Source organism: Vibrio phycocola, from assembly GCF_053850235.1.
Genome location: NZ_JBSQDJ010000007.1, coordinates 167,721 through 190,966 on the forward strand (window position 1 = coordinate 167,721; position 23,246 = coordinate 190,966).

At 42.2% G+C, this 23,246-nt stretch carries 23 protein-coding genes; 12 read left to right on the forward strand and 11 right to left on the reverse strand.

Going from position 1 to position 23,246, the window contains the following annotated elements; all coding sequences use genetic code 11:
* Positions 1–15: 15 nt before the first annotated feature.
* Genes rpsM through rplQ form a run of 5 tightly spaced genes read left to right on the forward strand, consistent with a single transcriptional unit; the run spans position 16 to position 2,861 of the window.
* A complete protein-coding gene (gene rpsM / locus ACWU4D_RS12145) occupies positions 16–372 on the forward strand; it encodes a 30S ribosomal protein S13 (RefSeq protein ID WP_456051699.1) in 357 nt (118 codons plus the stop codon).
* Positions 373–393: 21 nt separating this feature from the next.
* Complete coding sequence (gene rpsK, locus ACWU4D_RS12150; RefSeq protein ID WP_126575281.1) at positions 394–783, forward strand: 30S ribosomal protein S11; 390 nt, start codon at positions 394–396, stop codon at positions 781–783.
* A gap of 27 nt (positions 784–810) precedes the next feature.
* The gene (gene rpsD, locus ACWU4D_RS12155) at positions 811–1,431 is read left to right on the forward strand and encodes a 30S ribosomal protein S4 (protein WP_456051700.1); all 621 of its coding nucleotides are present in this window, start codon (positions 811–813) and stop codon (positions 1,429–1,431) included.
* Between the two features lie 24 nt (positions 1,432–1,455).
* Entirely contained in the window at positions 1,456–2,448 is a 993-nt protein-coding gene (locus tag ACWU4D_RS12160; protein WP_456051701.1) for a DNA-directed RNA polymerase subunit alpha, read from the forward strand.
* 26 nt (positions 2,449–2,474) lie between these two features.
* Positions 2,475–2,861 (forward strand): 50S ribosomal protein L17, encoded by a 387-nt coding sequence (gene rplQ, locus ACWU4D_RS12165; RefSeq protein WP_456051702.1) that lies wholly within the window; start codon positions 2,475–2,477, stop codon positions 2,859–2,861.
* Positions 2,862–3,044: 183 nt separating this feature from the next.
* On the opposite strand, the gene ACWU4D_RS12170 is transcribed toward rplQ, so the two are convergent.
* Both ACWU4D_RS12170 and ACWU4D_RS12175 read right to left on the reverse strand, forming a co-directional pair.
* Positions 3,045–4,313 (reverse strand): O-acetylhomoserine aminocarboxypropyltransferase/cysteine synthase family protein, encoded by a 1,269-nt coding sequence (locus tag ACWU4D_RS12170; RefSeq protein ID WP_456051703.1) that lies wholly within the window; start codon positions 4,311–4,313, stop codon positions 3,045–3,047.
* A 124-nt stretch (positions 4,314–4,437) separates the two neighbouring features.
* The gene (locus tag ACWU4D_RS12175; protein WP_456051704.1) at positions 4,438–5,058 is read right to left on the reverse strand and encodes an FKBP-type peptidyl-prolyl cis-trans isomerase; all 621 of its coding nucleotides are present in this window, start codon (positions 5,056–5,058) and stop codon (positions 4,438–4,440) included.
* A gap of 232 nt (positions 5,059–5,290) precedes the next feature.
* Here ACWU4D_RS12175 and ACWU4D_RS12180 point away from each other — a divergent pair, with 232 nt between their 5' ends.
* The 3 genes from ACWU4D_RS12180 to cobA all read left to right on the forward strand — a co-directional run bounded on the left by ACWU4D_RS12180 (position 5,291) and on the right by cobA (position 8,486).
* On the forward strand, positions 5,291–5,917 hold the full coding sequence (locus tag ACWU4D_RS12180) for a LysM-like peptidoglycan-binding domain-containing protein (protein ID WP_456051705.1): 627 nt from the start codon (positions 5,291–5,293) through the stop codon (positions 5,915–5,917).
* A 114-nt stretch (positions 5,918–6,031) separates the two neighbouring features.
* Complete coding sequence (dbpA, locus tag ACWU4D_RS12185; protein ID WP_456051706.1) at positions 6,032–7,417, forward strand: ATP-dependent RNA helicase DbpA; 1,386 nt, start codon at positions 6,032–6,034, stop codon at positions 7,415–7,417.
* Positions 7,418–7,610: 193 nt separating this feature from the next.
* Complete coding sequence (gene cobA, locus ACWU4D_RS12190) at positions 7,611–8,486, forward strand: uroporphyrinogen-III C-methyltransferase (RefSeq protein WP_456051707.1); 876 nt, start codon at positions 7,611–7,613, stop codon at positions 8,484–8,486.
* Positions 8,487–8,532: 46 nt separating this feature from the next.
* Here cobA and ACWU4D_RS12195 read toward each other — a convergent pair whose 3' ends face one another.
* The 6 genes from ACWU4D_RS12195 to msrA all read right to left on the reverse strand — a co-directional run bounded on the left by ACWU4D_RS12195 (position 8,533) and on the right by msrA (position 13,667).
* Positions 8,533–9,432 (reverse strand): TIGR03899 family protein, encoded by a 900-nt coding sequence (locus ACWU4D_RS12195; protein WP_456051708.1) that lies wholly within the window; start codon positions 9,430–9,432, stop codon positions 8,533–8,535.
* Positions 9,433–9,571: 139 nt separating this feature from the next.
* On the reverse strand, positions 9,572–10,072 hold the full coding sequence (locus ACWU4D_RS12200; RefSeq protein ID WP_456051709.1) for a DUF3299 domain-containing protein: 501 nt from the start codon (positions 10,070–10,072) through the stop codon (positions 9,572–9,574).
* A gap of 12 nt (positions 10,073–10,084) precedes the next feature.
* A complete protein-coding gene (locus ACWU4D_RS12205) occupies positions 10,085–11,356 on the reverse strand; it encodes an ABC transporter permease (protein WP_456051710.1) in 1,272 nt (423 codons plus the stop codon).
* Positions 11,353–12,054 carry an ABC transporter ATP-binding protein gene (locus ACWU4D_RS12210; RefSeq protein WP_456051711.1) on the reverse strand — a complete coding sequence of 234 codons (702 nt, stop codon included), beginning with the start codon at positions 12,052–12,054 and terminating at the stop codon, positions 11,353–11,355. Before ACWU4D_RS12210 ends, ACWU4D_RS12205 begins: the two co-directional genes overlap by 4 nt.
* Before the next feature lie 66 nt (positions 12,055–12,120).
* The gene (gene zrgA / locus ACWU4D_RS12215) at positions 12,121–12,837 is read right to left on the reverse strand and encodes a zinc uptake protein ZrgA (RefSeq protein ID WP_456051712.1); all 717 of its coding nucleotides are present in this window, start codon (positions 12,835–12,837) and stop codon (positions 12,121–12,123) included.
* Positions 12,838–13,034: 197 nt separating this feature from the next.
* Positions 13,035–13,667, reverse strand: coding sequence for a peptide-methionine (S)-S-oxide reductase MsrA (msrA, locus tag ACWU4D_RS12220; protein WP_456051713.1), 633 nt, complete (start codon positions 13,665–13,667; stop codon positions 13,035–13,037).
* 126 nt (positions 13,668–13,793) lie between these two features.
* Between msrA and tamA the strand changes: the two genes are divergently transcribed.
* Genes tamA through ACWU4D_RS12235 form a run of 3 tightly spaced genes read left to right on the forward strand, consistent with a single transcriptional unit; the run spans position 13,794 to position 19,628 of the window.
* Positions 13,794–15,506 (forward strand): autotransporter assembly complex protein TamA, encoded by a 1,713-nt coding sequence (gene tamA, locus ACWU4D_RS12225; protein WP_456051714.1) that lies wholly within the window; start codon positions 13,794–13,796, stop codon positions 15,504–15,506.
* Positions 15,503–19,261: an autotransporter assembly complex protein TamB gene (tamB, locus tag ACWU4D_RS12230; protein ID WP_456051715.1), complete on the forward strand. Its 3,759-nt coding sequence runs from the start codon at positions 15,503–15,505 to the stop codon at positions 19,259–19,261. The genes tamA and tamB overlap by 4 nt, the downstream gene beginning before the upstream one ends.
* Before the next feature lie 10 nt (positions 19,262–19,271).
* Complete coding sequence (locus ACWU4D_RS12235) at positions 19,272–19,628, forward strand: gamma-glutamylcyclotransferase family protein (RefSeq protein ID WP_456051716.1); 357 nt, start codon at positions 19,272–19,274, stop codon at positions 19,626–19,628.
* Positions 19,629–19,632: 4 nt separating this feature from the next.
* On the opposite strand, the gene ACWU4D_RS12240 is transcribed toward ACWU4D_RS12235, so the two are convergent.
* A complete protein-coding gene (locus ACWU4D_RS12240) occupies positions 19,633–20,547 on the reverse strand; it encodes a LysR family transcriptional regulator (RefSeq protein ID WP_456051717.1) in 915 nt (304 codons plus the stop codon).
* A 96-nt stretch (positions 20,548–20,643) separates the two neighbouring features.
* Between ACWU4D_RS12240 and ACWU4D_RS12245 the strand changes: the two genes are divergently transcribed.
* On the forward strand, positions 20,644–21,438 hold the full coding sequence (locus tag ACWU4D_RS12245; protein ID WP_456051718.1) for a TSUP family transporter: 795 nt from the start codon (positions 20,644–20,646) through the stop codon (positions 21,436–21,438).
* Between the two features lie 78 nt (positions 21,439–21,516).
* Here ACWU4D_RS12245 and ppa read toward each other — a convergent pair whose 3' ends face one another.
* Both ppa and fbp read right to left on the reverse strand, forming a co-directional pair.
* Positions 21,517–22,044 carry an inorganic diphosphatase gene (ppa, locus tag ACWU4D_RS12250; protein ID WP_456051719.1) on the reverse strand — a complete coding sequence of 176 codons (528 nt, stop codon included), beginning with the start codon at positions 22,042–22,044 and terminating at the stop codon, positions 21,517–21,519.
* A gap of 148 nt (positions 22,045–22,192) precedes the next feature.
* Complete coding sequence (gene fbp, locus ACWU4D_RS12255; protein WP_456051720.1) at positions 22,193–23,206, reverse strand: class 1 fructose-bisphosphatase; 1,014 nt, start codon at positions 23,204–23,206, stop codon at positions 22,193–22,195.
* Positions 23,207–23,246 lie beyond the last annotated feature (40 nt).

Here is a 23,246-nt window from a genome sequence, read left to right on the forward strand (position 1 = left end):
TACTAGGAGTGAATAGTGGCCCGTATAGCAGGCATTAACATTCCTGATCAAAAACACGCTGTAATCGCATTAACTGCAATTTATGGCATCGGTAAAACTCGTTCTCAAGCTATTTTAGCTGAGTTGAGTATTGCTGAAGATGTTAAGATCAGTGAACTAACTGAAGAGCAGATCGATCAACTGCGTGATGGTGTAGCTAAATACACTGTAGAGGGTGATCTTCGTCGTGAAGTTTCCATGAACATCAAGCGTCTTATGGACCTTGGTTGTTACCGTGGTCTTCGTCATCGTCGCAGTCTACCACTACGTGGACAGCGTACTAAAACCAACGCTCGTACCCGTAAGGGTCCGCGTAAGCCGATCAAAAAATAATCGGGTGAGGTAGAGAGTACAATGGCTAAACAACCAACACGCGCGCGCAAACGTGCACGCAAACAAGTCGCAGATGGTGTGGCACATATCCATGCATCTTTTAATAACACAATCGTAACCATTACTGACCGTCAAGGTAATGCATTAGCTTGGGCTACTGCAGGAGGTTCTGGTTTCCGTGGTTCTCGTAAGTCAACTCCATTTGCAGCGCAAGTTGCAGCTGAGCGTTGTGCTGAAATGGCTAAAGAATATGGCCTGAAGAATCTGGAAGTTATGGTTAAGGGTCCTGGTCCAGGTCGTGAATCAACAGTTCGCGCACTGAATGCAGCAGGTTTCCGTATCACTAATATTGTTGATGCGACTCCTATCCCTCATAACGGTTGTCGTCCACCGAAGAAACGTCGCGTATAACGTTTCTAGGAATATTGGAGAAAGATCATGGCTAGATATTTGGGTCCTAAGCTAAAGCTTAGTCGCCGCGAAGGTACCGACTTATTCCTTAAGTCTGGTGTTCGTGCGATAGATACCAAGTGTAAAATTGATAATGCACCAGGTGTTCACGGCGCTCGTCGTGGCCGTCTATCAGATTATGGTGTACAGCTTCGTGAGAAGCAAAAAGTTCGTCGTATGTACGGCGTGCTAGAAAAACAGTTCCGTAACTACTACAAAGATGCTGCGCGTATTAAAGGCAACACAGGCGAAAACCTGCTTCAACTTCTTGAAGGTCGTCTAGATAACGTAGTTTACCGTATTGGTTTTGGCGCAACTCGTGCTGAAGCTCGTCAACTTGTTAGCCACAAGGCTATTTTAGTTAACGGTAACGTGGTAAACATTCCTTCATTCAAAGTATCGGCGAATGACGTTGTTTCTATTCGTGAAAAAGCGAAAGCTCAATCACGTATTAAAGCTGCTCTAGAAGTTGCAGAACAACGTGAAAAACCAACTTGGATTGAAGTAGATGGAAGCAAGATGGAAGCAACATTCAAGCGTTTGCCTGAGCGTTCAGATCTATCAGCTGATATCAACGAACAATTGATCGTCGAACTTTACTCTAAGTAAGGTTTAAACAAAAGAGAGGACACAATGCAGGGTTCTGTAACAGAATTTCTTAAGCCACGTCTTGTTGATATTGAACAGATCAGCGCGACACACGCAAAAGTAACTCTTGAGCCGTTAGAGCGTGGCTTTGGCCATACTCTGGGTAATGCACTTCGTCGTATTCTTCTTTCATCAATGCCAGGTTGCGCAGTGACTGAAGTTGAAATTGAAGGCGTACTACACGAATACAGCACCAAAGAGGGAATTCAAGAAGATATCCTAGAGATTCTTCTTAACCTAAAAGGTCTTGCTGTTCGCGTTGCCGATGGTAAAGATGAAGTGTTCATTACACTTAACAAGTCCGGTTCAGGCCCTGTTGTTGCAGGTGACATCACTCATGATGGTGATGTTGAGATCGTAAACCCTGAACACGTGATTTGTCATCTAACTGATGACAACGCTGAGATCGCTATGCGTATCAAAGTTGAGCGTGGTCGTGGTTATATTCCGGCTTCTGCGCGTATTCATACTGAAGAAGATGAGCGTCCAATCGGTCGTTTGCTAGTCGATGCAACTTACAGCCCAGTAGACAAAATTGCCTACGCCGTTGAAGCTGCTCGTGTTGAGCAACGTACAGATTTAGATAAGCTCGTTATCGATATGGAAACGAATGGAACTATTGAACCTGAGGAAGCTATCCGCCGTGCAGCAACAGTGCTTGCTGAACAGTTGGATGCGTTCGTAGATCTTCGCGATGTACGTGTACCTGAGGCTAAAGAAGAGAAGCCAGAGTTCGATCCGATCCTATTGCGTCCTGTAGACGATCTTGAACTAACAGTTCGCTCTGCTAACTGTTTGAAAGCAGAAGCGATTCACTACATCGGTGATCTGGTACAGCGTACTGAAGTTGAGCTACTTAAAACGCCCAACCTTGGTAAGAAATCTCTTACAGAGATTAAAGACGTACTTGCTTCACGTGGTCTTTCTCTTGGCATGCGCCTAGAGAACTGGCCGCCAGCGTCAATCGCTGAAGATTAATCGATACTAGTTAGAAGGATTAGGTCATGCGCCATCGTAAGAGTGGTCGTCAACTCAACCGCAACAGCAGTCATCGCAAAGCGATGTTCAGCAACATGGCTAGCTCTCTTGTTCGTCACGAAGTTATTAAAACTACCGTGCCTAAAGCAAAAGAACTACGTCGCGTAATTGAGCCTTTGATTACATTAGCTAAGACAGACAGTGTTGCTAACCGTCGTCTAGCATTTGCACGAACTCGTGATAACGAAGTTGTAGCAAAATTATTTAACGAAATCGGTCCACGTTTCTCTGCACGTCAAGGTGGCTACACTCGTATTCTTAAGTGTGGTTTCCGTGCAGGTGATAAAGCTCCAATGGCATACATTGAGCTTGTAGATCGCCCAGAAGTTGATGCGGAAGCAGAAACTGAATAATGAGTTCGTAACTCAATAAGAGAAAACCGAGCGAAAGCTCGGTTTTTTTATATCTGTTGTTTGTTGCCAGATTTTTTATTTTGACCTCATAGATACGTCAATTTGATACATTAATTACAGAACTGATGAGGCTAAGTCCATAATAGCAATGGATGATTACGGAGCTATTATCCTTTATCTTACTCAAGAGCTCAGAGCTTGATCCAAGTCAGCAATGATATCTTCGATATGCTCAATACCAATAGATAAGCGAATCATTTCAGGAACAACACCCGCTTTTTTCTGTTCCTCTGGCTCTAGTTGACGATGGGTTGTCGACGCAGGGTGACAGGCTAATGTTTTAGCATCACCAATATTCACTAATCGTTTTACCATGGTTAGTGCATCGTAGAACTGCACGCCAGCATCGTATCCACCTTTTAAACCAAATGATAAAATCGCCGATGGCTTTCCATCCATATATTTTTGCGCTAGGCCAAAAAAAGGAGAATCTTTGAGTCCAGCGTAACTGACCCAACTTACTTTTTCATGATTTTGAAGAAATTCAGCAACTTTAAATGCGTTCTCACAATGACGCTCCATGCGCAAAGAGAGAGTCTCTAGTCCTTGTAACAATAGAAAGGCATTCATTGGCGAAAGGGTTGAACCTGTGTTTCGCATTGGGACGGTTCTCGCTCTCGCGATAAATGCTGCTGCTCCAAATTGCTCAGCATACACGACACCATGATATGAAGGCTCAGGCTGATTAAATTCAGGGAAGCGGTCAGCATTTTTGACCCAGTCAAAATTACCCGAGTCAATAATTGCGCCGCCTAGAGAAGTCCCATGACCACCAACATATTTAGTGATGGAATGAACGACAATATCAGCACCATGAGCAATGGGCTTACATAATACTGGTGTTGCAACCGTATTGTCGACGATGACAGGGACACCTTCAGCATGGGCTAATTCAGCAATTTTTCCTAAATCAACAATATTACCCGCGGGGTTACCTATCGACTCGCAATATATTGCTTTGGTATTGTCATCGATTAACTCTGCAAGGCTTTCAGGCTTATCATCTTTGGCAAACTTAACTTGAATACCAAGGTTAGGAAGCATGTGAGCGAATAGTGTATAGGTACCGCCATAAAGCTGAGGAGTAGATACAATGTTATCGCCCGATTTGGCTAAAGAAAGAATGGCATAGTGAATGGCAGCACTTCCTGAACTTGTCACTAATGCGGCTAATCCCCCTTCTAATGCGGCCAAACGTTTTTCTAACACATCATTGGTTGGGTTCATTAATCGTGTATAGATATTTCCGGGAACATCTAGGTTGAATAGATCTGCACCGTGTTGAGCGTTATCAAATTCGTACGCTGCAGTTTGAAAAATAGGAACAGCAACAGATTTTGTGGTTGGGTCCGTTTCGTACCCATGGTGAATCGCGAGTGTTTCGTCTTTCATTTTCATCAATCCATCTAGATAAAGTGATGATATAAAAACACAAAGCTAATTTAGATGAAAGCAGAGGACAAAAAAAGGCAGTCAAAGTTTGAACTGCCTTTAGGTATGGGGATTTAAACGGAAATTATAGGATTGCTAGAAGTTCAACTTCAAATACAAGAGCTGCAAAAGGAGGAATTGCAGCGCCAGCACCTTGCTCACCATACGCAAGATTTTGTGGGATGCACAATTTCCATTTAGATCCAACAGGCATAAGTTGAAGAGCTTCTACCCAACCAGCGATAACACCAGTTACTGGGAATTCAGCAGGCTGACCGCGAGTTACAGAACTATCGAAAACGGTGCCATCAGTAAGTTGGCCATGATAGTGAACTCGTACTGTGTTATCTGAAGTTGGGATTTCACCAGTACCTTCAGTGATTACTTCATATTGTAATCCAGATTCAAGAACAGTAACTTCAGAGCGTTCTGCATTTGCTTTCAAAAATGCTTCGCCTTCAGCGGCGGCTTCTGCTGCAGCAGCTTGACGAGCTTCTTGTGCTTTACCGTGTAGAGTTTGCAGGGCATTGTTGATATCATCAACTTCGATTGCAGGCATTTCACCAGCAAGTGATGTTGCAATGCCTTCAGCGATTGCTGCTACTTCTAAGCCTTCTAGGCCACTTCCTGCAAGTTGTTGACCCATTTGAAGGCCAATACCGTAACTTGCTTTTTGCTCTACTGTTTCTAATTTGATGTCAGACATGAATGTCACTCTTTATTTGATAACGAAAGCGCAAGGATAGCAGGTCTCGGCGTACGATTAAATGGTCGGATTATGTAGAAATCAAATCCAAACCAATATGTGAGATATATCAAAGAAAAACAAGAGCAACAATCAGATTTATATTAACAAAAGATATATCTTATTGATGTGACTGTACTCTGTCTGGATGAGTTTTTATACTGTAGGTAGTTTTTGTAGGAGTCGGATTTAAATGGAACGTCGGCAAAGAAAAAAGCAGCCTCAGAGTTATGACTTCGCATTTATTAAACAAATGTGGTCAGATCTTCATTCGTTGTTATGGTTTGCTCAAGCGCGGCAAAGGTGGTCTCAACTCCCTCGTTTTCACCGTCATGCATTGTCAATATTGATTCCGTTCACGGTTCTACTTATGGTGGTGCCGTTTCCTTCTTCTTTGGAAAAAGCGCAAAACGTAGATGACTCAGATATGGGATCGCGTAGAGAAGTCTCTCTTAATGTTACTACTGGTAGTAAAGCGCCAAAAGCATCAACGTTCGAACCAACACCGAAAGTCACAAAGGAAACAAGGACTCAAGAGACCAGCCGAGCACTCGTTCAATCTGCTTGGGTATCTTACACAGTTAAGCAAGGCGACACTCTCGCGCGGATATTTCGAGAGCGAAAGTTGTCATCGTCTGATTTGGCAGCGTTAATTGCTATAGAAGGTAGTGATAGACCGCTTAGTGATATTCGCCCAGGTCAATTAGTGCGTTATAGGTTAAATGACAATGGGCAGCTTGATATGCTTCAACTTGAAAAGGGAAGTAAGTCGATTATGTTTTTCCGCCTTTCTAAAGGGGGTTTTAGCCGTGGCCAATAGTAGTAGGTCTGAGCTATAAGCGGATAAATAGGGATCTGCTTAAGATTCACTGGCTATCGTGCAGCAAATAGTGATAATAGGCGCCTGATGCTCGTAAACCACAGGAATGCCACAGTGAGTAATGCTCCTTTTTCAGATCTTTCACTCGATCCTTCGTTAGTCAGTAACCTTGACACTCTTGGTTTCCATAATATGACTCCGATCCAAGCTCTGAGCTTACCTCGAATTCTTGAGGGAAAAGATGTTATTGGTCAGGGAAAAACAGGCTCTGGTAAAACGGCTGCATTTGGTTTGGGCGTTTTGTCCAATTTAAAAGTTAAGCGTTTCCGTGTTCAATCTTTGGTGCTTTGTCCAACTCGAGAGCTTGCTGACCAGGTCGCAACGGAAATTCGCACTTTAGCTCGTTCGATTCACAATATTAAAGTACTCACTTTGTGTGGTGGTATGCCAATGGGACCACAAATTGGGTCGCTTGAGCATGGTGCCCATATATTAGTAGGCACTCCTGGGCGTATTTTGGACCACTTAGGGCGTGGCAGAATAGATCTTTCAGAACTGAATACTTTAGTATTGGATGAAGCAGACCGAATGCTGGAAATGGGCTTTCAAGATGCATTAGATGAGATTATTTCTCATGCTCCAAAGCAGCGTCAAACGCTACTATTTAGCGCCACTTTCCCTACAGAGATTAAACAACTTGCTGAAAAGCTCATGCGGGATCCTGAATTAATCAAAGTAGAATCAAAGCACGATACATCGAGTATTGAGCAGCATTTCTATAAAGTTGAAGGGCATGAAAATCGAGATGTAGCTTTGCGTCAAATACTTCTTCATTATAAACCTGAATCGACTGTCGTATTTTGCAATACTAAGCGCGAGGTACAGGATGTTGCAGATGAGTTGGTAAACCAAGGTTTTAGTGTGGTTGAGCTCCACGGGGATTTAGAACAGCGCGAACGCGACCAAGCATTAATACGATTTGCGAATAAAAGTGTCTCGATATTGGTTGCAACGGATGTTGCGGCGCGTGGTTTAGATGTCGATAACCTAGATGCCGTTGTTAATTTTGAGTTGTCTCGTGACCCTGAAGTTCATATTCATCGAATTGGCCGAACAGGTCGAGCGGGGAGTAAAGGTTTGGCATTGAGCTTCTATGGAGAGAAAGACGGTTATCGGATTGCCCAAATAGAAGATTCCCTGGAGAAACCGATTACACCAGCTGTATTGCCTAGTGAAGAGGTTTTGAGTCAACGACCTTATTATGCACCGATGCAAACAATACAAATTGATGGTGGAAAGAAACAGAAAGTAAGACCGGGTGATATTCTAGGAGCACTGACGGCAAATGGTACACTCCAAGGAAATCAAATTGGGAAGATTAATGTACTGCCAATGCGGGCGTATGTTGCGGTCGAAACCAAGCTGGTTAAGAAAGCATTGCAACAATTGGAAAACGGTAAAATGAAAGGTCGCCAATTCCGAGCAAGAATTTTGAAGTAACATTAGAATGATAAATTAGTAAGATTAGCCGCTAAATTAACAGCGGCTTTTTTATGTCTATAGTTTATCTTTTGGTTTAGTGAGCATGATTTACTTATCAGATTTTCGAATAAAAAATGTAATTTTAGAATTTCAAGTTATAACTATAACCCGTCATAATGCGTATAGATGATAAGTTGATAGGTAACGTGGCATGATAGGTAACAAAAAGGTGGCTCAACTTGCTTCCGCTGAAGCTGTTAGCATTAAGGTTAAGAACGCAGAGTCACAACTGACTCTGTCTCGTGTGACAAAAAGTCAGTTACAAGCTGGAGAAGTCGCCTTAGTTGGAGCGGGTCCTGGAGACCCTGAACTCTTAACGGTTAAAGCTCTGAGTTATCTTCAGCAGGCTGATATTGTGCTTTATGATTATTTAGTATCCGAAGATATTATGTCATTGATTCCTAGCAGTACGATTTTGGTTTGTGTAGGCAAGCGAGCTGGTCATCATAGTGTTCCTCAAGAAAAAACCAATCAATTGATTGTCGATTTTGCTAAACAAGGCCATCGAGTCGTCCGTATTAAAGGTGGTGATCCTTTTATGTTTGGTCGTGGTGGAGAAGAGCTTGAAGTGTTATTTGATGCTGGAATCAAGTTTCAAGTGATCCCTGGGATTACCGCCGCGGCAGGTGCTACGGCTTATGCAGGCATTCCATTAACTCACCGAGATCATGCACAATCAGCGATATTTGTGACCGGGCATGTTAAAGCAGAAAATGATGATATAGATTGGTCGACTTTAGCCAGAGGACGTCAAACTCTCGTTATCTATATGGGATTGATGAAGTCTAATTATATTCAGAAACAACTGCTGAAGCATGGTCGGCAAGGCGATACCCCGATTGCGATTATTGAACGCGGTACGCAGTCAAAACAACAGGTATTTAAAGGTAAACTCTCTGACTTGTCCCAGCTAGCAGCGGGTGCTGAATCACCATCATTAATTGTAATAGGAGAAGTGGTTAGCTTGTCTGACAAACTGAATTGGTTCTTACCCAATACACAAGTAGAAAAGAATCAATATGCTTAGTTTTCGCTATTAAGCGAGAGAGCTAAGTATTGTGGTACATAGGGGCCTATATCGTGTGATCGATTGAGCCTGGTTCATCACTTTCAATGGTGAATTTCTGGCTTAGCAGGGTACTTAATTGTTCAAAGTAATCGGCATTACTTTTATTACCAAGTAATTTACACAACTCATTGCCTGTTGGACTGAAACGAAAGTAGAGTAATCGAATACCTTTAGATAAAGGGGATAGTGATACTCGCTTTGCTTGGTAATGTAAAACAAGTGGTGGGTTGAGTTCAATTTCACCAGATTCTAATTCAGAGGCATGCAATAACCCTAATTCTATTAATACGAGCAAGCTTGAATAAGGTAAATGAAAATTGCCAAGGCTAATGCTAATGGAGTTATCTCGCTTACCGAAGCTAAAAATTGAACCTTGAGACTTTATGCCTACACAAATTTTCTTGCTACTATCTTGCCCAAAACTGCAGGCTATTGTTGCTGCGCGTTGGAGAATTTGTGCTTCTTTTGGCGTCATGTCTTTAAGCACTTTTAATGCTTTCATCGACGTTGAACCTGGATTGGTGACTTCGAGCTTTAGTACTTGAGCCCACAAACGTTGCATTGAACTGTTATGGATTTCTTGTGCCATGGTAAAAAAGCGAAGTAACCAATCTTGATCAGGCTCACCTGCGGTCTCATTTTTACAGCTTGATAGTGCGATCTTCATGATCTGTTCTAAGTTTTTTTGGCGCTGTTCTTTGAGGCGATTTTCGCGGTCTATTGCTCTCTCTAATGGGGAAAGGGGATCTTTGGTTTTAACCAATAATGCATCAAGACCATGAGATTGAGCGATTTGCATCACTTGACTAGCACTATCTTTAATGTGGTTCTTAGTGCGCTTTTGGGTATTCGATGTTGTTTCGGTGGGAGGGGCAATAATAACCGACGTTTTTTCCTTTTCCATGCTTGAGTCACCCATTACTCATTCTAGTAAGTATTAATCTAGCCTGTATTTGTTAATTCAGCCAGTCTAGTTTTCTTAGTTCGAGAGGTCTTGCGATACTCACGTTAAATAAGCCGAATTTTCATCGGCTTATTAGCTATTACATATCATCGTACTCTTCAATACTCTTACCTTCGAGAATGTATCCTGCTTGACCAAACTCACTATCAAATGCTTCTGATTTTAGTGTACCTACAACGTAGATGACGTCCCAAAGTTCTTGAACCGGTGCGCCATCTGGGAACTTAACATACACAATTTGATTCGGTGGCGGCGGCGGTACATGAATACAAGCGCCAAAATAAGGGACTAAGAGAAATTCTGTAACCGTATTTTCATCTCCCTCAAGTGGCACGACAAACCCCGGAATTTTAATCAGAGTTCCATCTAGTTCTGGGCGAACTTTTCCTACTGTTGTTTGTTCTGCTGGAGAGTTCCCTTCATGATCAGTTAACAGTGCTAAGCCTTGATCGTTAAATTGGTTGCGTTCTTCTACTGGCACGAGATCAATCCAGTCTAGCTTTTCAGGTTCTGCTTGCGCTTGGCAAAGCGGTATGACAAGCATAAGTAAAATAGTAAACCACCTTCTTGGGTTGGTCATAAAGATTCCCTTTTAAATTCGGATTGTCATGCCATCAGCCAATGATTGGCGATAGGCTCGTACAGCTGGAATAATACCGATGATCATACCTGCAAATTGAACGTAACCCAATAATATCCACTCATGAGCAGTAAGCGTTGATAACGTAATCGCAATGCCATATTGGTTGTGGATAATGGGTGCAGCAATTGACATTAATAGAAAGCATCCTAGCACACCAGTAATTATTCCCAAGAACGTTAGCGCACTGGCCTCACTGACTAACAGTGAAAACACATGTTTCGGGCGAGCGCCCATTGCTCGTAATATTGCCATTTCTCGTCGACGTTCTTGTAAGCTGGTTAGGAGGCTACTAAGCATCCCCAATAGACCGGCAATGACAACAAAAATAGATACGGCCATTAATGCTTGCTCTGCGACAGACATCATTTGCCATAGCTCATGCAGCGCCACTCCAGGTAAAATTGCACTCAGTGGTTCAAATCGATAAGTGTTGATTTCTCTTTGCAACGCAAATGTCTTTATCTTCGATTTCAATCCAAGCAGCATTGCGGTGATCTCTTTAGGCTGTAAACGTTCGGAATTGGCTGCTGCCTTCAAGGTCTCAGCATCCGGTGTTTTACCAATATGCGCACCGGACTCCCACCCAACATGGATGGCGGTAATGGCTTGCAGTGAAACATGTACCGTTTTGTCTACTGGTGTTCCTGTTGGCGCTAAAATACCAGTGACGGTAAAGGGTAAATTATCATGTCGGCTAAATCCAACGTCACTGATCCCGTGTGCGATAATGATTTCTGATCCAACGGTATAGCCAAGTTTTTTTGCAACATCAGCACCAATCACGGTATCAAATAGCCCATCGAATGGTTTACCTGTCGCAAAGGTGAGTGCTTGTTTCTGACCATAGTGAAAGTGTTCAAAATAGTCGAGGTTTGTACCCATGACTCGAAAACCTCTGTGTGAATCACCTAAAGAAATGGGAATCGACCACTTTACAGCGGAATCTTCGCTAAAGTGCTGGTAGCTTTTCCAGTCGATATTATTGGTGGCATTACCAATTCTAAATACCGAATAGAGTAATAAATTAACTTGGCCAGATCGCCCGCCAACAATGAGATCAGTCCCTGAGATAGTATTGGCAAAGCTGCTTTTAGCTTGAGTTCTGATCCGTTCGACACCGAGCAATAAGATAACGGATATAGCAACGGTAAGAATCGTCAGAATGGCCGTGGTTTTTCGGTTAAGAACACTCTTCCACGCTAAGTTTGCAATCACGTTCATTGTTGACCTCCAGCGCGGTTAAGTTCAGGTAAGCTGATTGCACGAGAAAACTTAGTTTCTAAAGTTGGATCATGACTAACAAAGACAACCGTTGAGTTGACTCGGTTGGCCTCTTCTAACAATAAGCTTATAAATGCACTGCGCGAGTCATAATCTAGAGCGGAAGTGGGTTCATCTGCAATAAGAAGTTGTGGCGAGCCTATTAGTGCTCTCGCCGCAGCAACACGCTGTTGTTGACCAATACTTAACTCTACCACTGGTTGATGCATTAAGGTCTTATCCAGTTTTAGACGAGTGAGCAACTGTTCACTGTCTGATAGCACATCGTCGTGGAGGTTAGCGCGTCTGCGAATTGAAAATTGACATGGCAAAGCGACATTTTCGATTACTGATAAATATGGCAGTAAATTAAACTGTTGGAAAATATACCCAATATTATCGGCTCGAAATTGATCACGCTGTTGTGGTTTCAAGTGGCCAAGTTGAGTCTCTAAAATACTCACTTTTCCTGATGTTGCTGAGTTGATACCAGTGAGTAAGCTCAGAAGTGTGGACTTGCCACATCCGCTAGGGCCTTTGATAAATAAATGCTCACCGCGTTTAACCGTTAGGTTTTCGATATCGATAATAGATGTCGACGCTTTAGGCCAGTGAAACTTCACGTTAGAGAGATCGATAACAGGGGATGAATTGCTCATGGTCTTTTGCCTATGTCCCGTAAAAGTAAGAGCCGACTTACTTTTACGGGTGGGTGGACGTATTAATTAAAGTTGAACAGTCGGTTGGTCAGCGTTAAGTTCGACAGCGGTTTGCTGTTTGTCGGTAAACACGTTTACGTCGATTTCATGCGTAGTTGGGAATGCAGTGAACCAAGTTGTGGTTAACGACTTTAACTCGCTTATTTGTTCACAATGATAAGTGTATTCGATAGTAAACTCACTGTGTGTCCCTTCTTCGTGGTCATGTCCTTCGTGACCTTCTTCATGGCTATCGTGGTCATGATCTTTGTGTTCGCCTTCATGGCTATCGTGGTCGTGGTCTTTGTGTTCGTCTTTATGGCTATCGTGGTCATGATCTTTGTGCTCATCTTCATGGCTATCGTGGTCATGGTCTTTGTGCCCGTCTTCATGACCTTCGTGGTCATGCTCCTCGTGCTCTTCACCTGGCGCATGTACGTGAGCGGTTTCCAATGAACAGTTTGCTGCTGAATTTAGTGAGACTAACTTGTTGGCATCTTCTAGGATCTCAACGGCATTATCTATTTTTTTATGATCTTGTTCATTTTCTGGATGATGTTCAAAACCCACAATATCCATACCTGGTGACGTGATTTCAATCAGCAAGTCATGCCCATCTTGAGCAATGTTCATTTCGATATTGCCATGAACATGAGCGCCGTGTTGACGAACTTCTTCGTTTGCTAGAGATGGGGTTGAAAGAGCCAATCCAACTAGGATAGATAAAGGTAGTTGCTTGTACATGTTGTTCTCCAAATTCAAATTAGGTGTTCTTTGTCACGATCAAATTGATGCTCGATAAATGCAAAGCTCATTCCTCAGTAATATCGATACTATTGCTGAGTGGTGAATTTGTGCGGATTAAATATTGAAGAGCGCATCAACTTATATATGGAAAGTAGGAATTGTTATAATATAACAATTCCTATCAGAGACAAGTCTTAATCTTGAGAGGGAAAACAAACCCCTGTTCCTTTCAGACCACAGTAACCATCAGGGTTTTTAGCCAAATATTGCTGGTGGTAACTTTCTGCATAATAGAAAGGTTTAGCAGGCTGGATTTCGGTGGTAATTACAGGCAGTGATTTAGACTCTAATAGCTGTTGAAACTTTTTTTGCGAGCGTTCGATGATCGCTTTTTGTTCGTCGTTGTAATAGTAAATCGCTGAGCGATATTGAGTACCGATATCGTTCCCTTGACGCATACCTTGTGTAGGATCGTGATGTTCCCAGAAATACGCTAATAGCTGATCGAGAGTCAGGGTATTGGGATCATAAATAATTCGGACAACTTCGGTATGCCCAGTGGTTCCGCTGCATACTTCTTCATAGGTTGGGTTTGGAGTTAGCCCGCCTGAATAACCAACAGCAGTAGAAAGCACACCGTCTATTTGCCAAAATAATCGTTCTGCACCCCAAAAGCATCCCATGCCGACAATGATTTTTTGTTGTCCGTTTTTGGGCTCAGCAGATAAAATCGATTGATTGACGTAGTGAATATCGTCGATTTGAAGTGGTGTTGCTCTCCCTTTTGGAGGAGTATCAATAATGGGCATTTCGTTATTATTCGACATACAGTACCTATATAAGAAGGAATGTTGTTACCAACCATAATCTAGATTTCGCGGTAAGGATACAGACAGTGTGTTTCGAAACCGTTAAGATATGCAAAATTAGCCTATTTCCCCAAAAATTGTTGTATGAGATTGTTGTTACCCTCACTAGCTATTAGCCTTTTCCTTATGTCTTCCAGTGCATACTCCGATGTTGATTTAACGATTAAGGGGGTAAAAGGAGCAGAAAAAGAAAATATTGATGCTTACTTATCGTCAATCGACGAAGATGATTATTCAACGAGTTTACGCTTTCGCTCTCGGTTGAAAGATGAAATAACGCTGGCTCTCAATGCTCTTGGATACTATCACCCAGAGATCTCATTTCGCGTAGAAGACGATGGCCAAGAATTGGTGGTGAACGTTGATCGTGGACCGGCCACTGTCATCAAAAGCTTGGATATTCAGCTCGACGGTGAAGCGAACACGGATAATGATTTTGTGCAGCTTATCGAAGAGAGCTCACTAAAAATTGGAAGCGTGATAAACCAAGGCGAATATGACAGTTTAAAAGCGAGTATTCAAAGCTTGGCGGTGAATAAAGGTTACTTCAACGGCCAATTTCGCCAAAGCAGTTTAGCGATATCTCCTCAACTTAACCAAGCATTTGTTACGCTCGATTATGACAGTGGTGAACGTTTTCGTTATGGTGAGATCAATATAGAAGGCAGTCAAATTTTAGAGTCAAAAGTTGAATTATTAAAATCGTTTGACGAAGGTGATAAATATTTGGTTTCCGAGTTGGGTGAATTCAATCAACAGCTTTCCAATACAGGGTGGTTTTCCACTGTCTTAATTCAGCCAAATTTAGACGAGGCTGGTGAGAACAATGTACTTCCTATCGATGTAACACTTTTGCCCGCTGTGAAAAACAAAATGGAAGTGGGGATTGGGTATTCTACCGATGTTGGCGTTCGAGGTTCTTTTATCTGGAATAAGCCCTGGTTGAATGAAAAAGGACACTCTTTTTCCAGTAATCTGTCGCTTTCCGAAACGGAACAAACGGTCACAGCAAGTTATAAGATTCCATTAGATAATCCTATTGATGAATATTATGTCATTCAGTATGGGTTAAAAAATGAAGACAGCTCCGACACTCAAAGTATTGAATCAAACTTAGCTCTAAAGCGATTTTTGCATTTTGATAATGGCTGGAATCGCACGTTATCGATTCGCTATTTAATTGAAAACTATGAGCAAGGGTCATTAGACGATATTGCTCACTTTGTCCTGCCAGGTATTACGTTTTCTCGAACTCGAAGCCGTGGAACTCGGTTAATTCATTGGGGAGATAAAATTACAGCAACTGCAGAGTACGGGAATGAAGATTTTTTCTCTGATACGGACATTTTACATCTAACCGGTGAAGGCGCTTTAATTCGAACGCTTTCCGATACTCACCGAACCATTTTTCGTGTAGCAGGTGGGGCAAATTTAATTGATGATTTTGGCGAAGTCCCACCGTCACTGCGTTTTTATGCTGGTGGAGACAACAGTATCAGAGGTTATGACTATGAGTCTATTTCCCCAACGGATTCCAATGGTGATGTCGTGGGCGGAAAGTTCTTAATTACCTCTTCAGTTGAGTATCAGTATCACGTTTATGGGAATTGGTGGGGAGCGCTTTTCTACGACATTGGCGATGCGTTTGATGATATGCCTGATTTGAAACACGGTGTAGGTTTTGGCGCGCGTTGGGTTTCTCCAATTGGGCCACTTCGCCTTGATTTTGCTTGGGGATTAGATGAAGAGCCGAGTGATCAATTCCATATCCACTTTACTTTAGGGCCTGAATTATGATTAAAGCCATGTTTCGTGTATCCAAGTGGCTATTCATTAGTACTGTGCTGCTGATTCTACTGATTTTTCTACTCAGTGTCGGGTTACTTTATACTGAAAGTGGACTGCGACTTGCGACTTGGGGAGTTGAAAAATCGGTACCAGAATTAACGATTGGCAAAGCGAACGGTGTCTTAGGTAGGTCATTTTCTTTGAATCACGTTGAGTACCATCGAGCAGAACCTAAATTGGATTTCAGTGTAGAGTCGTTAAGTCTCGCTCTCGAAGCTAAATGTCTGTTTCAGCCAGCAATATGTTTGAATTCAGTACAAGCGTCGGGTGTTAGCTTTGATATGCCAAAAGCCCCCGATTCTGAAGAAGAGAATGAGCCAACAGAACCTTTGAAATTAGTCAAAGCGCCTTTACCCATTCGTATCGATGGTATTGAGTTAAACGATATTTCATTAATGGCACTTGGTAATAAGGTGAGCTGGAAGCAGTTTTCAACTGGAATTGAGTGGCGAAGAAGCAAGCTTACCGTGAGTAACACCGAGTGGCGTGATATTGATGTTCATGTCGCCACGACAGATTCAGACCAAACTGAAGAAAAAAAATCGAACTCCCCGATAGTGTTACCTGAAGTGTGGGTTCCTTTGAATATTGATGTTACTCAGTTCAATATGGAACGTTTTACTTTGCATCAAGATACTCCAGTTGTCGTGAACGAGCTGACATTTTCTGTGAGTGCTTTCCAAAATGATATCGAATTGACTGGTTTTGCTCTCGATATGCCAGAAGTTGATGTTAGTGCAAATGGCAACATTTCTCTGAAGGAGAGTTACCCACTAGAGTTTGAACTTTCATCCATAGCTAAATTAGAACAAGCGAAAGGGCAATCGGTTAAAGCACGCTTGTCCGGTAGTCTTGAGAAACTGGAGCTCGACTTGGCTTTAAGTGACCAAGCGACAGGTGATATTCGTGGCCAAGTACAGCTTTTGGAGCCGAAGTTACCCTTTCATCTTTCTATCGATCAGCTAAAGGGGCAATGGCCAATTGTGAGCCAATCGGCTGATGTCAAAGTGGATGATATAAATGGCGAAATATCAGGTAGTTTGGATAAATTTACTTTGAGCCTACGAGGAGATGTGTCGGGTAACGCGTTTCCAGATACATCTCTTGAACTTCAAGGTAGTGGAAGTCAAACCAACATAGATTTACCTAAGATTTATCTCGCAACACTGGGTGGTGACGTTGAAGGACGAGTGACTGCAAGTTGGGGAGATAGTATTGAGATTAATACGAATCTTACTTTAGATAAGATACAACCAGATCAACATTGGCCTGAAATTCCGGGGTTAATCGGTGGCCATCTTGTGGCGTCTGCTTCGATCGGCGGAGAAAATGCATGGCAAACACAGGTTTCGACATTGGATATTCAAGGTGATCTTCTTAATTACCCCTTGGATGTTAATGGTGTTCTAGAAGGCGTTCAAACTCAAGCGGGTGCTCCTATTCAGCTCTCTACATCTGGGCTCACATTCGCTCACGGTGAAAATAAGATCTTTGCATCCGGAGAGCTCGCACAGCAATGGGATATGGATGTTGACTTAATGATCCCTGATATCGATAAAAGTATCCCTAACCTTGCTGGACAGGTTAACGGGAAGATTCAACTTCGGGGTGATACGACCGAACCGCAAGTTGATCTTGACGTATCCGCAAATGATATTGATTGGCAAGATCAGATAAAGATTGCAAGTGCGACATTAAAGGGCAAGGTATGGCCGCTACATACTCCTTCTGCCGATGTTCTTCTTGCGATGGATACGGTGGATTACCAAAGAGAAAAGCTTGATCAAGTTGATGTACACCTTGCAGGAGAATTAGCCAAACATGCCGTCTATCTCACAACAGAAGCGCCATGGGGAAAAGGTGAGTTAGAAATCACTGGGCAACTAGACCAAGAGATGACCAAATGGGTTGGAGAGTTGCATCAGTTCGTCCTGGAAAGCGAACCAAGTCGACTTTATCTTGAAAAACCAACCTCCGTAATCGCAAATATTACCGATCAAGAAATTACCGTTGATGCACATTGTTGGCGTGAGAGTGAAGCCAGTTTATGTTTACAGGAACGCAGTATCTTTTCTGCTGAGAAATCACAAGCACGATGGTTGTTATCTAATTTTAACTTTTCACAAATTCAACAAGTTATTCCTGAATATACTGAATTGGATGGTGATGTTAATGCAGATATTTTAGTTGAATATGAATCGGGAGAGGCACCAAAACTCGATGCCAATGTTAAATTTGGTAAAGGTAAAGTTGTTCAACAATTGAGTGAGCCTGTGACTGTTGGATGGGATGATGTATCTCTGCAAATCAACGTGGCGGAAAATAAGCTGGTCAGTTCTGGACGTATTAACTTAACTGATAATGGCGACATTCAGCTGAATGCTGAGGTCAGTGGTCTTGATATTGATGATAAAACCGTTGATGGGCAATTTCATATCGATCAAGTTACGCTTGAAGCGTTAGGGCCACTATTAGGCGATTATGGGCATGTGAACGCTGTGGTGAATGGCCAAGTTGACTTAAATGGGTCATTACTTCAACCCCAAATATTGGGCCAGTTGGCAATAACGAATATTGCAGCTGAAGGGGAAGTGACACCATTTGATATTAGTGATGGGCAGTTTTCAATTCGCTTTTTGGGGTATCAAGCTGAGTTAGAGGCTGGATTGGTTACGGAAGATGGTCAGCTAAATGTGACGGGCGATGCTGATTGGCAAAATATAGATAAATGGACGTTTAATAGTCATATCTTTGCGGATGAATTGAATATCAAAGTTCCCCCTATGGTAGACATTAAATCGAGCCCAGATATTAACTTTTCGATGACACCTCAAAAAGTGACAATCGCTGGAGATATTAATTTACCTTGGGGAGAAATTGTTGTTGAAGAGCTGCCCGAGAGTGCGACTAAGGTATCGAGTGATTTGGTGATTGTAGATGAAAATCTAACACCGATAGAGGAAAAGCATCAATTTCCCTTTGAAATAGATACGAATATTCGGGTGAATATTGGTGATGAATTTAGCATTGAAGCATTTGGGTTGAGTGGCAATTTAACTGGCTTACTTAATGTTACTCAACGTGATAACTCTCCTTTTGTGACTGGAGAAGTCAATATTGTCAATGGAACCTATAGCTCATTCGGTCAGGATCTGGTGATCAAGAAAGGACAAATCCTGATGCATGGGCCGGTTGATCAGCCCTACGTTTCGATTACCGCGATTCGTAATCCAGATAATATCGAAGATGATGTCGAAGCCGGTATTAAAGTAACTGGTTCAGCTGATGCACCATCGGTTACCGTCTATTCTGAACCAGTGATGGCACAAGCTAACGCACTCTCTTATTTACTTCGAGGACAAGATTTAGAGACAGAGTCAGATGATAGTAGCAGTAGTAGCAATACCGTCACGAGTACACTGATTGGGTTAAGCTTGGCACAGAGCGGAAAAGTGGTTGGGGAACTTGGTCAAGCGTTTGGTGTTGATGATTTACAGCTCGATACGGCGGGCTCGGGCGATGATTCTCAGGTTACAGTCAGTGGCTATGTTTTACCCGGACTTCAAGTAAAATATGGTGTTGGTATTTTTACTTCTGTAGGGGAGTTTACGGTTCGTTATCGTTTGATGAAAAACTTCTATGTTGAAGCGGTATCTGGTCTTAATAGTGCTGTTGATTTGCTGTATCAATTTGAGTTTGATTAGGAGATGAGTCATGACAAACTTGGTGTTTGTTTATGGGACTTTACGTCGGGGGGAGAGTAATCATTACTTACTCGAACACAGCGAGTTTCTGGGCAAGGTTCAAACTCAACCTCTTTTTTCATTATACGACTTAGGCGAATATCCGGGAGCAATTGAAGGAGATGCCGCCATTATCGGTGAAGTTTATCAAGTGAATGAAACAACGTTAGAAGCGTTAGATCGCCTTGAAGAGGTCCCAACCGAATATCGTCGTGACACGCTTCAAACATCACTTGGTCAGGCTTGGATATACCTTTATCAAGATGAACGCCAATTGGAACAATTAATTCCGTCTGGCGACTGGTGCACACGAGAGCATCAGGAATAACGAATCAATTTGTGAGCAGAATTCGTTGTGCTAATCGTTGCTGGACAAAGTTCAGAAAGGTTGTCACTTTTCTCGAACGATGGAAGCGTTCTGAAGATAACAATGCCACAATATCGGCGCTGGCTAATTGATAATTCGGCAGCACCCTGACTAGTTGTCCACTGGCTAATTCATGTTGCACATCCCACTCTGAGCGTTGGATGATACCTTGCCCTTCAATACACCAATCCTTGGTGACTTGACTTACATTACTTGAGAGCACCGGGGATATTCTTATGTTGATGTCGGCTCGTGTCGTGGTATCACAAAAGCGCCACATGGTTGCGTCTTCATCATTCTCTCTTAGTGCAATGCATCTATGATGTTCTAGGTCATTAGGTTCTTCGAGTGGTTTTGATGAATTTAGGTAATTTGGCGACGCTAATAAGAAGCGTTGGTTTTTAGCTAACACAACTCTCTTAAGTGCAGAGTCCTCCAAATGTCCAATGTAGAACATGATATCAGGGCTATTATGTATCGACCATTTGGGGATATCTGACAAATTTAATTCGATTGTGGTCAGTGGGTATAGGTTCTGAAACTCCGCTGCTATTGGCCCAATATGCCGCTCTCCAAAACCAATAGGGGAGATCAATTTAATGTTTCCTGATATTGCCAGTTTCTCATTAGACAGGTCCTGTTGTAAGTTGTCTAAATCAAGCAAGATTTTTTGCCCTCTTTTTGCAAAAGCTTCCCCTTCACTGGTTAACGAAATCGATCGTGGGTTTCTCTCTACTAACTTCACCCCCAGTTTTTGTTCAATATTTTGTAGTCGTTGAGAAACGCTTGGAGGGGTTACATTTAATTTTCTAGCCGCCGCAGCAAGTGACTGATTTGCGGCAATGGTGACAAAGAAAGCGATGTCTTGAGAAGATATCATTAAGTTCAACCTTAACTTAGAAGTTAGTAAGCATAAATTTAACTATATCCTAGCCAATGTTACAAATCATATCACGTAGTAAATAAGGGATATGAAATGGAATCTATATTGAATGTTGCTCATGCTGAATGGGTGTATCTATTTTTATTTTTGATCGCGCTCATTGCTGGTGTGGTTGATGCGATTGCTGGTGGTGGTGGATTGATTACAGTTCCAGGCTTGATGTTGGTAGGCGTCCCACCGATGCAAGCTTTGGGAACCAATCGACTTCAGGCTGTCATTGGCGAGTTGACGACGTCATTGATGTTTATTAAAAGCCAGCAAATCCTGTTAAAGGGTATGTTGATAGGAATCGTGTTCACTTCTATTGGGGCTTTAGTCGGCTCTTTTGTCGTGAGTCTTATTGATAAAGAATCGCTTGAAATCTTGTTGCCTATTTTGATGGGGGCAATCACGATTTATTCCATTATGTCTAAAAAATTAAAAGCGACAAACAGGAGTGAAGCGAAGTTATCGACATCTAGATTTATGATGTTCGGTGGATTGTTGATTGGTTTTTATAATGGTTTTTTTGGTCCAGGCACTGGCTCAATTTGGATGGTAGCATTCGTGATATTACTTGGATATACCATTAAGCAGGCGACAATGGCGACAAAACCACTGAATCTTGTTGGGAATATCGTATCGCTGATTTTGTTCATTATGTTAGGGCATGTCGATTATACCATGGGCTTCATTATGGGAGTTGGGCAGATTATTGGGTCCATTGTAGGTAGTAAGTGCGTTATTTCATATGGAGGTCGCTTAGTTCGCCCTATTTTTATTGGGGTGACAATCACTATGACCGCGAAATTGATATATGAAAACCTACCAGCCATTGGGTTTATCTAACTAAGGTAGGGGTTCTATAGGCATAAAAAACCAGCGAAACATGTTCGCTGGTTTTTGTTATTTGGTACGGAATCTAGATTATTTTTTAGCGCGTTCGAAAGACTCAAGAATTTCGGCACGTGCTGCATCAATATCTTCCCAACCTTCAACTTTTACCCATTTACCTGCTTCTAGCTCTTTATAGCGCTCGAAGAACTGAGTAATTTGAGCTTTTAGTAACTCTGGGATGTCACTTACATTTTGGATGTGATCGTACTCTTTTGATAACTTCGAGTGTGGAACAGCAAAGATTTTAGCATCTTCACCAGACTCGTCAGTCATTTTAAGTACGCCCACTGGACGACAACGAATAACTGAACCTGGAATTAATGGGTAAGGAGTTGGGACGAGAACATCAACTGGATCGCCATCAAGAGAAAGCGTATTGTTCACGTAACCGTAGTTACATGGGTAGAACATAGGCGCTGACATGAAACGATCAACAAACACAGCACCAGAATCTTTATCTACTTCGTATTTGATTGGATCCGCGTTTGCCGGGATTTCGATAACCACATAAAGATCATCAGGAAGTGATTTGCCAGCCGGCACATTGTTCAAGCTCATTAAAGTATTCCTTTTCGTTATTCGGACTTCAAAAATATCGACGCCTATTATTATTCAGTTAGAAGATGAACGCAAAGCTGTTACGACGAATAATGTAGAAATTTGTAATCGATTTAAAAAAAACACCCTTGATAGGGCGTTTATTTCATTACTCACTTTTAAATGTTTCAATAAATTGGTGCAGTTTATCCATCATCTTTGGTGAGCCAGCGAAAAATGGCACTCGCTGGTGGAGTTCTGTCGGTGGAATATCAAGAATGCGTGTCGCCCCATCAGTGGCAACACCGCCCGATTGCTCCATCAAAAATGCAATTGGATTACATTCATAAAGCAAGCGCAACTTACCATTAGGGTAACTTGCTGTACTTGGGTACATGTAGATACCACCTTGTAGTAAGTTTCTATGATAATCGGAAACCAGTGAACCAATATAGCGCGACGTATAAGGACGATTTTCTGCTGGTACATTTGCCTGACAATACTTAATGTACTGTTTAACACCCGTTGGGAAACGAATATAGTTACCTTCGTTGATTGAGTATATGCGACCACGTTCTGGAATCATCATATTTTCGTGCGATAAACAAAAAGAACCAATTGATGGATCATAAGTAAATCCATTCACACCGTTTCCTGTTGAATACACTAGCATGGTCGATGAGCCATATATTACGTAACCAGCAGCAACTTGTTTGTCACCGGTTTGTAAGAAGTCTTCAGCTGTTGGGGGGGTACCAATTGGAGAAATACGCTCATAGATAGAAAAAATGGTTCCTACCGAAACATTAACGTCAATATTACTTGAGCCGTCTAAAGGATCCATCAGTAATACGTATTTCGCATTTTTATTTAATTCTTTATTAAAAGTGACGGCTTCATCTTCTTCTTCACTCGCGACGCCACATACCCTATCTCTGGCTTCAAGGGCTGATTTAAATACTTCGTTAGCATAAAGGTCAAGTTTTTGTTGGGCTTCACCTTGAACGTTATCTGTACCGACTGCACCAGTTATATCAACCAAGCCTGCTTTATTGATTTCACGGTGGACAATCTTAGAAGCCAAACTAATTGATGCAAGAAGTGACGATAGGTCACCACTGGCATTAGGATAATCAGCTTGCTTTTCAACTATAAATTCGCCAAGAGTGCGTAATTGAGACATGTTATTTCCTTTAGCATGTATTTAAAGTGGGAGCAGTCAA

What these genes read in the sequence shown, in the direction of transcription:
- rpsK (WP_126575281.1), top strand. Translation starts at nt 394, where the DNA reads ATGGCTAAACAACCAACACGCGCGCGCAAACGTGCACGCAAACAAGTC.
- rpsD (WP_456051700.1), top strand. Translation starts at nt 811, where the DNA reads ATGGCTAGATATTTGGGTCCTAAGCTAAAGCTTAGTCGCCGCGAAGGT.
- ACWU4D_RS12160 (WP_456051701.1), top strand. Translation starts at nt 1,456, where the DNA reads ATGCAGGGTTCTGTAACAGAATTTCTTAAGCCACGTCTTGTTGATATT.
- rplQ (WP_456051702.1), top strand. Translation starts at nt 2,475, where the DNA reads ATGCGCCATCGTAAGAGTGGTCGTCAACTCAACCGCAACAGCAGTCAT.
- ACWU4D_RS12170 (WP_456051703.1), bottom strand. Translation starts at nt 4,313, where the DNA reads ATGAAAGACGAAACACTCGCGATTCACCATGGGTACGAAACGGACCCA.
- ACWU4D_RS12175 (WP_456051704.1), bottom strand. Translation starts at nt 5,058, where the DNA reads ATGTCTGACATCAAATTAGAAACAGTAGAGCAAAAAGCAAGTTACGGT.
- ACWU4D_RS12180 (WP_456051705.1), top strand. Translation starts at nt 5,291, where the DNA reads ATGGAACGTCGGCAAAGAAAAAAGCAGCCTCAGAGTTATGACTTCGCA.
- cobA (WP_456051707.1), top strand. Translation starts at nt 7,611, where the DNA reads ATGATAGGTAACAAAAAGGTGGCTCAACTTGCTTCCGCTGAAGCTGTT.
- ACWU4D_RS12195 (WP_456051708.1), bottom strand. Translation starts at nt 9,432, where the DNA reads ATGGAAAAGGAAAAAACGTCGGTTATTATTGCCCCTCCCACCGAAACA.
- ACWU4D_RS12200 (WP_456051709.1), bottom strand. Translation starts at nt 10,072, where the DNA reads ATGACCAACCCAAGAAGGTGGTTTACTATTTTACTTATGCTTGTCATA.
- ACWU4D_RS12205 (WP_456051710.1), bottom strand. Translation starts at nt 11,356, where the DNA reads ATGAACGTGATTGCAAACTTAGCGTGGAAGAGTGTTCTTAACCGAAAA.
- ACWU4D_RS12210 (WP_456051711.1), bottom strand. Translation starts at nt 12,054, where the DNA reads ATGAGCAATTCATCCCCTGTTATCGATCTCTCTAACGTGAAGTTTCAC.
- zrgA (WP_456051712.1), bottom strand. Translation starts at nt 12,837, where the DNA reads ATGTACAAGCAACTACCTTTATCTATCCTAGTTGGATTGGCTCTTTCA.
- msrA (WP_456051713.1), bottom strand. Translation starts at nt 13,667, where the DNA reads ATGTCGAATAATAACGAAATGCCCATTATTGATACTCCTCCAAAAGGG.
- tamA (WP_456051714.1), top strand. Translation starts at nt 13,794, where the DNA reads ATGAGATTGTTGTTACCCTCACTAGCTATTAGCCTTTTCCTTATGTCT.
- tamB (WP_456051715.1), top strand. Translation starts at nt 15,503, where the DNA reads ATGATTAAAGCCATGTTTCGTGTATCCAAGTGGCTATTCATTAGTACT.
- ACWU4D_RS12235 (WP_456051716.1), top strand. Translation starts at nt 19,272, where the DNA reads ATGACAAACTTGGTGTTTGTTTATGGGACTTTACGTCGGGGGGAGAGT.
- ACWU4D_RS12240 (WP_456051717.1), bottom strand. Translation starts at nt 20,547, where the DNA reads ATGATATCTTCTCAAGACATCGCTTTCTTTGTCACCATTGCCGCAAAT.
- ACWU4D_RS12245 (WP_456051718.1), top strand. Translation starts at nt 20,644, where the DNA reads ATGGAATCTATATTGAATGTTGCTCATGCTGAATGGGTGTATCTATTT.
- ppa (WP_456051719.1), bottom strand. Translation starts at nt 22,044, where the DNA reads ATGAGCTTGAACAATGTGCCGGCTGGCAAATCACTTCCTGATGATCTT.
- fbp (WP_456051720.1), bottom strand. Translation starts at nt 23,206, where the DNA reads ATGTCTCAATTACGCACTCTTGGCGAATTTATAGTTGAAAAGCAAGCT.